This is a genomic window from Pedobacter sp., from assembly GCF_041645105.1.
In the GTDB taxonomy this organism is placed as follows: Bacteria; Bacteroidota; Bacteroidia; order Sphingobacteriales; family Sphingobacteriaceae; genus Pedobacter.
Genome location: NZ_JBAZQQ010000003.1, coordinates 402,298 through 415,519, shown reverse-complemented (window position 1 = coordinate 415,519; position 13,222 = coordinate 402,298). Strand labels below are relative to the sequence as shown.

The 13,222-nt window shown below is 36.6% G+C and carries 14 protein-coding genes; 5 read left to right on the top strand and 9 right to left on the bottom strand.

The window, feature by feature from the left end:
* Positions 1 to 8: 8 nt before the first annotated feature.
* From WC623_RS11795 to WC623_RS11780, 4 genes are all read right to left on the bottom strand, one after another.
* Positions 9 to 3,326, bottom strand: a complete 3,318-nt coding sequence (locus WC623_RS11795; RefSeq protein ID WP_372851216.1) for a SusC/RagA family TonB-linked outer membrane protein — start codon at positions 3,324 to 3,326, stop codon at positions 9 to 11.
* 189 nt (positions 3,327 to 3,515) lie between these two features.
* A complete protein-coding gene (locus WC623_RS11790) occupies positions 3,516 to 4,562 on the bottom strand; it encodes a FecR family protein (RefSeq protein WP_372851214.1) in 1,047 nt (348 codons plus the stop codon).
* A 68-nt stretch (positions 4,563 to 4,630) separates the two neighbouring features.
* Positions 4,631 to 5,191, bottom strand: coding sequence for an RNA polymerase sigma factor (locus WC623_RS11785; protein WP_372851212.1), 561 nt, complete (start codon positions 5,189 to 5,191; stop codon positions 4,631 to 4,633).
* Positions 5,192 to 5,257: 66 nt separating this feature from the next.
* The gene (locus WC623_RS11780) at positions 5,258 to 6,346 is read right to left on the bottom strand and encodes an NAD(P)-binding domain-containing protein (protein WP_372851210.1); all 1,089 of its coding nucleotides are present in this window, start codon (positions 6,344 to 6,346) and stop codon (positions 5,258 to 5,260) included.
* A 126-nt stretch (positions 6,347 to 6,472) separates the two neighbouring features.
* On the opposite strand from WC623_RS11780, the gene WC623_RS11775 reads away from it, so the two are divergent.
* Entirely contained in the window at positions 6,473 to 7,435 is a 963-nt protein-coding gene (locus tag WC623_RS11775) for a hypothetical protein (protein ID WP_372851208.1), read from the top strand.
* Positions 7,436 to 7,478: 43 nt separating this feature from the next.
* On the opposite strand, the gene WC623_RS11770 is transcribed toward WC623_RS11775, so the two are convergent.
* From WC623_RS11770 to WC623_RS11760, 3 genes are all read right to left on the bottom strand, one after another.
* Complete coding sequence (locus tag WC623_RS11770; RefSeq protein WP_372851206.1) at positions 7,479 to 8,360, bottom strand: AadS family aminoglycoside 6-adenylyltransferase; 882 nt, start codon at positions 8,358 to 8,360, stop codon at positions 7,479 to 7,481.
* A gap of 71 nt (positions 8,361 to 8,431) precedes the next feature.
* On the bottom strand, positions 8,432 to 9,286 hold the full coding sequence (locus WC623_RS11765; RefSeq protein WP_372851204.1) for a ribonuclease E inhibitor RraB: 855 nt from the start codon (positions 9,284 to 9,286) through the stop codon (positions 8,432 to 8,434).
* Positions 9,287 to 9,376: 90 nt separating this feature from the next.
* Positions 9,377 to 9,538, bottom strand: a complete 162-nt coding sequence (locus WC623_RS11760; RefSeq protein WP_372851202.1) for a hypothetical protein — start codon at positions 9,536 to 9,538, stop codon at positions 9,377 to 9,379.
* Between the two features lie 23 nt (positions 9,539 to 9,561).
* Here WC623_RS11760 and WC623_RS11755 point away from each other — a divergent pair, with 23 nt between their 5' ends.
* From WC623_RS11755 to WC623_RS11740, 4 genes are read left to right on the top strand one after another with little or no spacing between them, the layout of a single operon-like run.
* Positions 9,562 to 9,888, top strand: a complete 327-nt coding sequence (locus WC623_RS11755) for a hypothetical protein (protein ID WP_372851200.1) — start codon at positions 9,562 to 9,564, stop codon at positions 9,886 to 9,888.
* A 27-nt stretch (positions 9,889 to 9,915) separates the two neighbouring features.
* Positions 9,916 to 10,458 (top strand): hypothetical protein, encoded by a 543-nt coding sequence (locus WC623_RS11750; RefSeq protein ID WP_372851199.1) that lies wholly within the window; start codon positions 9,916 to 9,918, stop codon positions 10,456 to 10,458.
* 55 nt (positions 10,459 to 10,513) lie between these two features.
* Positions 10,514 to 10,972 carry an SRPBCC family protein gene (locus WC623_RS11745; RefSeq protein ID WP_372851197.1) on the top strand — a complete coding sequence of 153 codons (459 nt, stop codon included), beginning with the start codon at positions 10,514 to 10,516 and terminating at the stop codon, positions 10,970 to 10,972.
* Positions 10,973 to 10,983: 11 nt separating this feature from the next.
* Entirely contained in the window at positions 10,984 to 11,727 is a 744-nt protein-coding gene (locus tag WC623_RS11740) for an MBL fold metallo-hydrolase (protein ID WP_372851195.1), read from the top strand.
* A 97-nt stretch (positions 11,728 to 11,824) separates the two neighbouring features.
* Here WC623_RS11740 and WC623_RS11735 read toward each other — a convergent pair whose 3' ends face one another.
* Both WC623_RS11735 and WC623_RS11730 read right to left on the bottom strand, forming a co-directional pair.
* Complete coding sequence (locus tag WC623_RS11735) at positions 11,825 to 12,400, bottom strand: dihydrofolate reductase family protein (RefSeq protein ID WP_372851193.1); 576 nt, start codon at positions 12,398 to 12,400, stop codon at positions 11,825 to 11,827.
* A 167-nt stretch (positions 12,401 to 12,567) separates the two neighbouring features.
* Positions 12,568 to 13,209 (bottom strand): DNA alkylation repair protein, encoded by a 642-nt coding sequence (locus tag WC623_RS11730; RefSeq protein ID WP_372851191.1) that lies wholly within the window; start codon positions 13,207 to 13,209, stop codon positions 12,568 to 12,570.
* Positions 13,210 to 13,222: the final 13 nt, after the last annotated feature.

Below are 13,222 nucleotides of genomic sequence, written 5' to 3'. Positions count from 1 at the left end.
TCATTAATTTAAAGCTTCAGATTAATACCCAGGGTGAACACTTTTGGCATAGGGATATTATAGTTGGATTGACCAGTTAGTCCGGCCTCGGGATCATATGGCAACTTCTTATCTCTAATCCAGGTAGCCAGATTTGTTCCGCGGACATAAATACTCAATCCATCAATTTTTACTTTCGATAGAACTGATTTTTGGAAAGCATAGGCTAATGTTAATTCCCTTAAGCGGATATAGTCGCCTTTATATAAGAAACGACTGGATGCACGGCTGGAGTTATTGGTATTGTTAAAAATATAGATTGGATTATCGGTCACATCATTCGGTTTTTTCCATGAATTTAACTGGGATGCAAAATGGTTAAAAGCACTATTGTCACCATCAGATTGAGTATACCTGGACCAAAGGTCCATTACATGATTGCCAAAGTTGTAATACAGTAATCCATCGAGGCGAAAGCCTTTATAAGTAAATGCAGAGGTGAAGCTTCCGAATACTTTAGGCGAAGCAGTATGATTAGGTACTAGCCTGGCTAAATTGTAATTACTTGTGGTTTGGCTCATGGTTTCGTCCGTATACCAAAGTGGCTTACCATTAGCAGGATCTACACCTGCCCACTGACGCAAATAAAATGTTTGAAAATCAAGACCTACTCTTCTGATCACAGAAGAACCTTTGATGTCCTTTCCGTCTACCAAAGAAGTTACTTTGTTGATGTTTCTGGAAATGTTAAAACCTGCATTCCATTTAAAGTCTGCTATTTGAACTGGAGTTCCGTTTATAGTAAATTCAACACCCCGGTTTCTCATCGATCCAATATTATTTAAGAAAGAACCCGTACCCGCTGTTCCGGAAGTTGGTTGACTAAGCAACAAATTAGTACCTTTTCTATTGTAATAATCGAAGGTGAACGATAACCTGTTGTTAAATAATCCAACATCGAGGCCTACGTTAAATTGTTTATTGGTTTCCCATGTCAGGTATGGATTTCCAACAGAAGTAGGGCCACTGCCAACTTCACCATTGTAATTGAAATTATAATAAGATACTGCGTAATCACTTGAAGTTCCGTAGCTATACAACTGTCTCCAGCCGTAATCGTCGATATTGGCATTCCCTGTTAAGCCATAACTAGCTCTTAGCTTTAACAGGTTGATGGACTTCAGTGATTTTATGAAATCTTCTTCCTGCGCGTTCCAGGAAGCACCGGTAGACCAGAAATTTCCGTATCTGTTTTTCTCGCTAAAACGGGAAGAACCATCACGGCGGAAACTTCCGGAAATGACATATTTTCCCTTATATGAAAAGTCTGCAAGACTTAGCAGGGATGCTACAGTATAGTCAGAATTTGCCCCTGAGGCTTCATAAGGAGTTGTTCCGTTTGATGGAACTGTAACAACAGGATTTAAAGGCAAACCTGTTGTGCTTGCTGTAGAAGTGTAATTCTGTGATTTTTGAGCTTCATAGCCCACTTTTATATTTCCTACCCAGGTTTGATCACGTTGAAGATCGAAATGATAATCGACCATATTTGTCCATGTCCAATTGAAGTAGCGTGTATAACCACGTGAGGAAAAACCACTATCATAAAAGGTTCCGGTTCCGTGGGTTGGATTATAATAGGTGTCTTCTTCCAGGTTATTGTAATCTGCACCAAAGCGGGAAGTAAAACTCAGGTTATCCATGATTTTGTATTCCGCTGATAATGTACCCAGACCTTTCAACTGGTTCAGTTTGTTTTTGTTATATAGAGCGGTGTAAAGCGGGTTAGACTTTGAACCAAAAGCTACTGTACTTATATTATATGAACCATCAGCATTGTATGGTGAAATAAATGGATAAAGATGTATAGCCGCATTGATAGGGTTATCAGGTGAGCTACCATTTACCGGCGAATTCTGTCCATTGGCACCTACAATGAGCGTAGTGGAAAGGGAAAAACGATCGTCAATTTTAGTTTTTAAACCTACTTTAAATGAATAACGGTTAAAATCTGAGGCAATTACAGTTCCCAGCTGCTTAAAAAATCCTCCAGATACATGGTATTGTGTATTGCTGTTGCCACCACTAATCCCCAGATTGTACTGCTGCTGCCTTCCATCTCTTTGTACCAAATCAAGCCAGTTGGTGTTTACACCACTTCCTGAACCAAATTTATTATCCAGGAAAGTGAATACGTTACTGGAAGTTACACCATTTTGTGCAGCATAAGAAGGATTGTTCAGTATGCCCTCAGCAGTTATGGTACGCCATTGTTCTGTTGTTAAAAGCTTACCGGCTTCTGGCGTAGTTCCTAAGCGAGTTAAACCATATTCGACATCAAAGTTAACTTTTGTTTTGCCCTGAACGCCTTGTTTGGTTGTGATAATGATTACGCCATTTGCTGCTCTTGATCCGTAAATTGCTGAAGCCGATGCATCCTTTAAAACGTTGATACTTTCTATATCATTAGGATTTATAGCAGATAAAGCATTAGAGGTGGTGGTTGATCTGGACAATTGTCCGGAGCTTACAATGATACCATCAATAACAAACAGGGGATCTGATCCTGCAGAAATGGAACCAATTCCACGGATGCGGATCTGTTGTAATGCGCCCGGCTGGCCTGATGAACCAACTGACTGTAGTCCTGCCACTCTTCCCTGTAGTGATTGGTCTACAGAAGTATAGGAACGGTTTTCTAGATCTTGTGATTTAACCAATCCTACAGCACCCGTAGTTATTGCTTTGGCCTGTTTTCCGTAACCATTAATAACCACTTCACTTAGTAAGCCCCCTAGTGGTTTAAGACTAATATTTATATCTCCATTAAATGGTAAGACCTGTTCTTGTATGTGGTAACCGATATAGCTAAAAATTAACACATCAGTTGGCTCGGGCAATGTAATTTGAAATTGCCCTTTTGAATCAGTCACTGCAGTAATAGAAGGGTGCTTTTGCGATTTTACATTTACACCTGGTAAGGGGATATTTTGATCATCGGTTACGATTCCCTGTATCTGTACCACTTTGGAAACATTGTCAGCATTGAGCCGATCATTAGCACTAATCACAACAATATTTTTAATTACATTGAAGGTTAAAGGCAGTTTCTCTAATAGTTTAACCATCACATCTGAAATCTCAGCATTTTTAACGTCGATGCTTACCAGGTTTTTAAAGGGTACGACTTCATTGCTATAAGCAAATCTGTAGCTGGTTTTCTGCTCAATTGTTTTTAGCACATTGCTTAATGTGGTGTTCTTCAACTCAATTGTTACCCGGGATTGAGAATATAGAGAAGCTCTGGTGTGTAAAGTGAGCATCGCAAGTATTAAAAGTAGCTTCATTTTTAGAAAATGTTTTCGATAGCACGAGGCATAGTGGTTCTGAAAGAAAAGTTTGTTTTTCTTCATATATTTGTTTTGGATAGTTGGTTAATAAACAGATTGATATTTTCTCTTTCCGGGGAAATCATCAGGCATCAATTATCTTAACGGGGAATGCGCCAACATTTCCCGTTTGTAACTGACCTGGTTTCAATTCATAATTGTTAATTTTTTTCCATTCAGTTTGTAATTAAAGGGTTTAGAAATTTTCATTATATTAAGTATATCCTCCAGGCTTTCATCATCGAATATTCCAGTGTACCGGTATTCCATGATATGCTGATTTTTAAATTCAACGCTAATATCAAACCGTCTTTCCAGCATAATTGCAATATCCTTCATCTGGCAGTTTGAGAAAGCTATTTTGTTATCCATCCAGGCTGTTTCTACTAGTAGGTTTTTCTCATTCAGGTGTAGGAGATTATCAAGTTTAATTTTAGAGGTATTTTCTGTTTCAATACTGCTCTTGTTCGGTTCGGATTGATCTTTACGTACAGTAAGCTTTTCATTTGGTCGTAAAATGATGTTTTCAGAAGGCCTGTCACTGAAACTGACTTCTATTCGTCCTTTTATAAGCGAAGTTTCGATAATCTGATCTTCTGGATAGCTTTTTACGTTGAAGGATGTGCCAAGCACTTTTATCCTAATTTTGTCTGTATGGATTATAAAAGGGTGCGCGGGATCTTTCTTTACATCAAAAAAAGCTTCTCCATCTAACCATACTTCTCGTATTTTACCTTTAAAGTTATCGGTGTATTGTAGCCGGCTATCAGCATTTATCCATACCGAACTGCCATCTGGAAGCTTAACCATAGTTTTAGATCCTTTTTTTGTTACCACCTGGCTTTTTAATGAATTGTTGGACCTAAATGGAGAAAATATCAGGAAAAGAGATAAGCAAATCAGTAATAAACATGCAGTGGCAAGCCAAACCCGTTTATTGGAGGAGCGTAATTTAAAATTGGTAGCTGGGGCATTCGGAACATGAAGATGCATCTTTAAGGAATGTAATGCAAAAGCCTGTTCTGCTTTACTCAGTTCATCTTCAGATACTTCTTCGGGGGTAATAAATGAAAGGTACACCTTCTTCAACTCAGGATCTGCATCAATGATATTCTTCAATTGATCTAAATCTTTTTCACTGGCTTCACCTGCCAGCTGCCTACTTAAAAGTTTAAAAAAAATATCTTGTGGCATAGATTTCCTATTGTTTCAATTAAGAGACAATAAAATAGGAGGGAACCACCGGTCGGATAGAAAATATTTTAAGAATTTAAATGTTTTCTCATGTGGAAGGTAATCTTTTTCAATGCATTGGTCATATGACCTTCAATGGTATTGGTCGAAATACTTAAAATTTCAGACACTTGCTTATAACTAAACCCTTCATTTTTGACTAGTCTGTAAACAACCTGACATTTAGGAGGCAACATATCAATAGCTTTCTTTAAACTCTGTTCCAGCTCTTTCTCAATGATATGGTTGATAGGTGTTTCGTTGCTTATGGGGAATGTCTCCAAATCATCTAATTCTACATAATTGTAGCCTTTATATTTTTTTAGGTGATTAAAAGCGGAATTTTTGACCAATGTGAATAGGTAAACTCTAAAATCTATCACCTGTTCCAATTTTGGACCCATCAGCCATATCTTCATCATCGCATCGGCATATAGTTCTTCTGCAACTTCTTCTGAATTAACTATTGCTTTGGCGAAACGGATTACAGGCGTATAAAACAATACAAATAATTTGCGGTAGGCAGATTCATCTGAATTTTTTGCTACAGCATTTTGTAAGTTAGATATTACTGTAAAATTGGGCTCCATACTTTAGTTTTGGACTTATCTTCTAGGGCTTTCAAACTTACTGATTTCTAATTAATAATACATCTATTACAATTTAAGATATTGAATCAACTCTATTGCTGCAGTCCGACCAGCACGATTTGCACCAATGGTAGATGCAGATGGACCGTAGCCTGTTAAATGGATACGTGGATCTTTAGCGACTTGTGTGGCTAATCTCCCAGACATTTCAATTCCGTTTTTATCATTCATTAACTTTAAAGGGGCAAGGTGATTTAAAGAATGACGGAAACCGGTATTCCAAAAAATAACGTCAGCATCGAGTGTAGTTCCATCTTCCCATCGAACACCTGTTTCAATGATTTCTTTGAACATAGGTTTCCGATCTAAAACTCCTTTATTCAACATCCTTTCAATAGCGGGAGTGATGGGCAAGCCTGTTACAGAAACCACTGATTCAGGTGGCAAGCCTTCTCTTACTCTTTTCTCTACTAAAGCTACAGCTTCACGTCCTACTTCTGGCGAAAATTCATATTTTCTAAAATCAGGAGATCGACGGGCTACCCAAGTAGTTTGGGTTACTGCTGAAATTTCACCGAGCAATTGAATAGCTGAAATTCCACCACCCACAACTATTACATGCTTTCCGATAAATTCTTCAGCATTTTTGTACTCGCCAGTATGCAGCTGTTTCCCTTTGAATTTTTCCCAGCCGGGATATTTAGGACAGTTTGGGGTTTTCCAGGTACCGGTAGCATTGATCAATCCGCGGGCACTAAACTGGATACCATTTGTTCGGACGATAAATCGTCCATTTTGCTCAGTAACATCAGTCACTCTTATAGGACGAATAATCGGAAGCCCAAAGGTTTTCTCATATTGTTCATAATATTTGGGAATTGCAATATTCGCTTGCAATTCTGTTTCCTTAGTATTTACAGCATCGGAAAAAGCCATTCCAGGTAAGTCATTGATGCCATTTACATTGCTTAGTGTTAGAGAATCCCAACGATGTTGCCAGGCTCCACCTGGACTAAATTCATCATCTAATACAACAAAGCCTTTTCCAGGTTTTATTCCCTCTCTTTGTAAATTATAGGCTGCTGATAACCCCGCTTGTCCTGCTCCAATCACCACAATGTCTACTTTATAAAAAACATTTTTATCAGGAATCATAGATTAACTTTTTATAGGCTTTAACTTGATGGGATATAGGATAAATTTAATTAAATGTGTGGTTTAACACAATTATAAAAAAGACAAATACTATTTTTAGAAAATTAACCTAAAATACACATCCCTATGAAAATTAATTATTTTCCATTAGTTGCGTTAATGGCAGTGCTAAGCCTTATTGCTTGTAACCAAAATCCATCAGGTACAAAAAGTAATCCTGATGTAAAAGAAAATCTTACCAGTGAAACAAAATCACCAGAAAGTGCCAAAGTAAAAACGCTCTTTAAAGAAGGTAAGATAGATATACAAATCACTACACCTGGTACAGCTCTTGGGGAGCTATTGCAACAGATTGATCCAACCAAAGGAAATGTGGCTGGACAAATGAAAGTCCTGGCCGAAAAACTTTCTCCAAAGGAACGGGAACTACTGGAAGCACAAAATAAGAAGGTGGGTATCATGAATCTGGCCATATTGATGATACCTATAAAATCTGTGATTTACCTTAAAGGAGCGGAAGCCACGGCAAAATTTGATGCGATGACTTTTCATGGTGAAAACAATGTTAATGAGGCAAAGAAAGAAGGAACGATGTACATTAAATCTCAAAATAGTAACAAGGATATGACCATTAGATACACTGGTGACAGTTTTCATGAAATGGCGAAGAATGAACTTAAAAATGAAGATTACAACATCGAGAAAACTAATGAAACCAGCGTTGTAGCAGGTTACAACTGTACTAAAAGTGTATATACTTTAAAGGAGTCTGCACCCACCAATAATAAGCCAGGTGGCATTCCTGCTTCTTCTGTATATAGGCTTGAAGTATGGACCTCAACCGAAATGCCAAAGTCAGTAAATTTTCTCCACCCGCTATACATCAAAGAAGATGCTGGTATTATGAAAATACTAATTCAGTATGAAAAGGAAAATGGGCTGAAATTCCTATATGAATTTACCAAGGTTGAAAACAGATCCGTAACTCCGGCTGAAATGCAGATCAAAAAAACAGAAAAAATCTATGATTTCGGAAAAGATAAGATGGCTGTTGGAATGCAAATGATGGGAATAGTATTTGGGATGTAGCAGATAATCATATAGGAACAAAAAGTGGTATTGAATGTTCTTTCTAAGTTCTTATGAAAGTCGCGTTTAAATATTTCCTTATATCTGTTTCCAATTTGAAAGGATATTCATAACCCAGTTTTTCTGATAAATCAGTTCCGATTTCTGATACCAAATCTGCCATAGCGAACAGTGCATTCCAATTTTCATTTATATTTTTTCCTGAGAATGTTCGTTCTATTTTTTCCCATATTTCAGAAGTTAGATATTTTTTAAAGAGCCTTCCGTATTTATTGGTTGTGATGTTCCAATCGTGTTGATTGGCGATATGCCATTCAATTAATGGGATAATGTAATCAGTTCTAATATTGCTTTCCATCATGAATTTAGCATAGAAAATTTCATCTCTTGCTAAACATTTTGCTACATAGGTTGTGTCCCACCAGAAGTCATTTAAAAGTTGTTTGAATTTTTGTTCTGTAGGTTTTTTAATAATGGAAACCTGATGAGTAGCTTCCTTCATGTTTTTCGTTATGTCGTCTTTATCAATCAGCACTTTATAGCCAATGTCCCAATCTTCACATAATTCATTTTGATCTACTTGTTGCAGAAAATTAGGGACGCTATATAGTTTGAAATCTACTTTTATATAATCATCGTACAATACCATTTTCATGGCATGCTTATCATCGAAAGAGCTTTCATTCTCCTCAATCATAGCAATAGGATTTCCGAAAAGATGTATCCAGTCTTTGCTGGAGATGTATTTGGCATTATCTTCAAAAACAAGTTCAATATCCAAATCACTATATTCATCGATAGGTGCTAAAGGATTTACAAGTGAGCTTGTGAGCAAAACAGTTCTTATATCTTTATTGCTTTTAGACCAATCAATGATAGTTTCCAATTTCTCTTTTCTTAAGTCTGTTTGCCGCTTGTTTTCCATAAGGTTCTTGTTTCTATTGTTAGCTAATATTATGAATTTAATAGAATCTTAGCTCGATGTATGTCTGAAAATTACTTCATCTTTTTAGCAAATTCGTAGTTAGTCCATTTAATATCTTTTATAATCTCGTAGTTAAAGGCGAATATTTTTGATGTTTGCTGAAAGTTTTTCATGGCTTCATCAGCGGCCTCTTTATTATTAATTGCTATGAAACAGTTTCTATCACCTTTGTAAGTATTTCTAAACACGTAGTAATTTTTAATTCTTTGGGCTGTAAGCATGCCTTCAATTGCATGATCCAGGTTATCCATACTTTTTAATTCGGCGTCGCTTGGTAGTCTATGCTCATCAACTATATCATAATTGCAGTTTATTTTTATGAAGTAGCAAAACTCTTCCTTATGAGAGAATTTTTCAAAAGCATCGTTTATGACCAGTAAGTAGGTGTAGCCATCTTTAGTAAAATCTCTTGCTGAAAAATCTTCAGGAACAAAATAGCTGTCTATTTCAAACGGTTTTAGTGGATGAACATTTCCAACTTCATAACCATCATAGGATTTAAGATTGTATCTGCTTGCAAGATCATATAATTCCTTATTTAATGTAAACAAAGAGGTACTGTTATGTTTTTCTTTTCGCTCAACGTGTAGCCAATAGATATTATCATCTCTTTGATCTATTTCGACAATTTGAAAATTTTTCTTTTTTAGTTCCTCTGCCAAAGCTTCCAAAGGCTTTTTGGTTTCATTGGTAAAAAAATAGCCGTAAAGCATAGTAGTATCTGTATTTACACCTTTTTCTTTCAAATTGGTGTAAAAGTCTTCAATATGTTTAAGCGGTATTTCTGTGTAAACCCTGTTGTTGCATGAAAGCATCGCAAAGATAGGAAACAATGCAAGGATAAGAAGTCGGAGAAGTGAATTCATATGGAGCTGATTTTTTTGTGAAATGGTTTAGATATCCATTTATATATGCTATTCTATATAATACCAAGGTATATTAAATATACCTTTTTTTTAATCGATTTTGACCATTTGTCCAATTTGAATTTCTTCATACTGGCTAGATGCAACAGAAATTTCCTCTTTGTCGTAATGGTGTCCCCAAGGTGCTACTTTTATAATAAGTAGTACTCCTTCTTTCTTTTGAAATTCTCTTGTCAACGACTTCCACGTCATAAACTGTTTTATGAAAAGTTAATTTGGAGAGTTATAAAAATTCAGGTTCGTTTTTCCTGCAAACAGCTAATGCTTTAGCAGATGTAGGTGCTGGTAAGACTTTAGCTGTTTTGAATTCATCTTTAGCAGATTGGTACGGTGGTAAAGTGCCAACAGGCACAATATCTCGTCGTAAAGAATTATTGGCTATGGCAAATGATGTTTTTCCGAAATGGCAAGCACTTCAAGCAGACTTGTATTTCCATGATGAAAAAGATCCCGATAATGTATTAATCGCAAAAGAAGATTTAAATGAGATAATATTTGGTTACATTATAGCTCAAAAGGAATTATTAAAAGAAAATTATTAAAATAAGGAAGTGAAAATTCGCTCGAATATGAAAAGAAAAGCTGATTTTATTTTTATCGCTATTTTAGGTCTTTTGCTTGCTAATGCACTTGTCCAATTTATAATGGGTCATATTTTATTAACCCTTAATGATTATTTGGGTATTTTACTATGGCTGATTACTTGTATGTTGAGGTTTACCAATCATCGGTATGGAAGGTATGCGCTGGGGATATTACTGGCGCTCGGGATTTTTGATATTGCAAGTTTTGGGCTTGGAGGTATTTCATTTTCAGTTGGTTTCGGCAGTATGAAACCTATAGGTTTCAATCCTATTGTACTTCTTATTACAGTCATTTATTTTCTTGTGAATAAAACGGTCATAAGGCAGGTTCTAGAAATGATAGTTTACCCAAGCGCGGAAGAACAACAATTGAAGGATAAAAAACAAAGGGACTTTTATTTAAGAAAGTTTGAAAATTGTGATGATGATGAGCTGGGAATTATATTTGGTAATTTAGAAGAGTATCCCGTGGCAGCTCAACATGCGATTATAGAGATCTGTAAGGCAAAGGGAATAACAATGAAATAATGCATTAACATGGAAAAAAATTACGATTACAAAACATATTTAGTACATCCAATTTATGAATAAAAAGGAAACTCCCACTGTAGAGACACAAATGCTAATCAGAAAACCTAAGGAATTGGTTTTTCAAGCATTCATTGACCCAGCAATCACAACCAATTTTTGGTTTACCAAATCAAGTGGACAATTAGAGGTAAATAAGATAGTAACATGGGAATGGGAAATGTATGGTGTATCAACCAATGTATTGACAAAAGAAATCATTCCAAATAAATTGATTAGAACTGAATGGGGAGATCCTACAACAACGGTGACATATGAATTTACAGCGTTGACGGAGGATAAGACCTATGTTATAATCAAAAATTACGGCTTTAAGGAAACAGGAGTTGATTTAATTCAAGCCATCATAGACAATACAGGTGGTTTTACGACAGTTTTAGACGGACTGAAAGCTTATCTTGAGTTTGGTATTAAACTTAATCTGATTGGAGATAAATTCCCACAGGTGAAATAAAAATAAAGATTATGGAAATGAGTAATGTACAAGTTAAAATTATCGGCTGTGGTGATGCCTTTGGTAGCGGCGGAAGATTAAATACATGTTTTTACGTAAATGCTGGTCCGGTTCGTTTTTTGGTGGATTGCGGGGCCACGAGCTTACCTGGATTAAAACAACATGGGATTAATGCGGATGATATTGACGCGATTGTGATTAGTCATTTTCATGGAGATCATTATGGTGGTGTGCCTTTTGTATTGTTGGATGCTGCGATTCATAGCAGAACTAAAAAGATGCAGGTGATCAGTCCAGTTGGAGGTCAGCGTAGGATAGCTGCCTTACTGGATCTACTTTACCCGGGTACTGAAGTGCTGGAAAAACTGGATGTGGAGTTTTTGGAGTATGGTGCGAATGAAGTGCTGAACTTAGAAGGGTGGAGTTTACAGGCTTTTGATGTATTGCATTCTGAAAGGGCTTTGCCTCATGGGCTTCGCATTGAGGTTGCGGATAAAGTAATTGCTTATTCTGGTGATACTTCCTGGACGGATGCTTTGTTCCCTTTAAGTGCAGATGCTGATTTGTTTATTTGCGAATGCAACTTCTTTGACCTTCAGGTGAAGGGGCATTTGAATTACCTGGAATTGGAAAAGCGTCTACCTGAATTTTCCTGTAAAAGAATGGTACTGACACATTTTGATCCACAGATGTTGGATATGCTGGATGAGGTTCATGTAGAGTGCCTGTCCGATGGTATAGAGCTGTTTGTTTAATCTGTAAAACAACTTATTGCCCTCAGTCCATGCAGGAAGTACTTCTTTATGTTTGCCAAAGCCTTGTGTAACTTTAAGCTGTGCAAAAGCATGAAAACTAATGAATGTGAGTAAGATTAGGGCTATTCTTTATCTGCTCGTAATAAAGTATAATTGCTCCAGAACTTAAAGTTTTTGTTTTTGAAAGCTTAAGGTTTATTCTGTCCTGTAAGTTTTCAAATAGGGGTAGGCCTTTTCCTGCTATTATAGGATGCACACACAGCTGTAACTCATCAATTAAGCTAAGTTTCATTAGCTGTATGATTAAACTCCGACTACCGACTAAAATATCCTTTCCTGATTGTTGTCTTATTGCTAATACTTCGTCTTCAATTGGACGATTTGCCAGTTTTGCAGTTTCCCATTCGGGGTCTTTAAGTGTATGAGAAAAAACAATTTTTGGAAGGCTGTCCATTACTTTGGCAAATTCATCCATTGATCTTTCACCTGAAGGGGTTTTTATCAGCGTTTGCCAATATTGCATGAGTTGATAGGTTATTCTGCCGTATAGAATGGTACCTGCCTTACTTAGCAGTTCAGCATAATGATCATGTATTTCTTCATTAGGAATTATTGCTGTATGATCGCAAAATCCATCAAGTGTTACATTTATTCCTGCAATTACTTTTGTCATGTTTTCCATATTCAATACATGGCAAGTTACGATAGTATTGATTGTTTCATGCTGGGTAGAATTGACAAATGAAGGGGGGAATTACGACAAGTTCTTTTGTTAGCCGCTGATGCACATCTTTTAAGATGGGCGATGATGAGCAGACAGATATTATTATGCAAGCTGGACTATAAATTTCGCTTATTGCTCTCAATTGCAATGAACTCTGGCAAATAATTGGGTGTACATCCTTTTGATACCATTTCACCTTTATAAAGACCTGTTTTCTCTCCAATGGTGACACAGCGGTTTCTGTACTGTTTTTCATGAATTCCAATCCATCCCGCTGTGAAGTTCATTGCCCATTGAACTTCTGGTTCTTCTTCTGCAATGTTAGCTTCAATTTTAGTTAGTAGGTGTGGTGTATTAGTCGGTGGTGTTTGACCTGTCCACCTTAAACGCGCCTGGTAATACCAGAATGTCCGTCTCTGAAGATTAGAAAGACTATCTTGCCATGATTCAATCATTGCAATTGTTTTCTTGTCTTTCATAAGTTGATTGGCCATAAGCCAGTCCATTAGCTGATTTCGCTCATTTAATGAGTGAGTCTGCATATCCTTATCAAGATCATCAATAAAATCTTGTGAAATGAGCTTGCTATCCATAATTAAGATGGCCAATAGTCTGGGCAAAAGATTTCTGGTAGACCATAGCTCCATAGCAAGATCATGGTCCTTTTTGATATCCTTCGCAATCTTCCGTAAGTCTCCCAGCTTAGTTTTAGTGTTGATCTGACCCAAAACGTTTTCTGCTTTTGAAGATAATTTCATAACAATCCTTTTT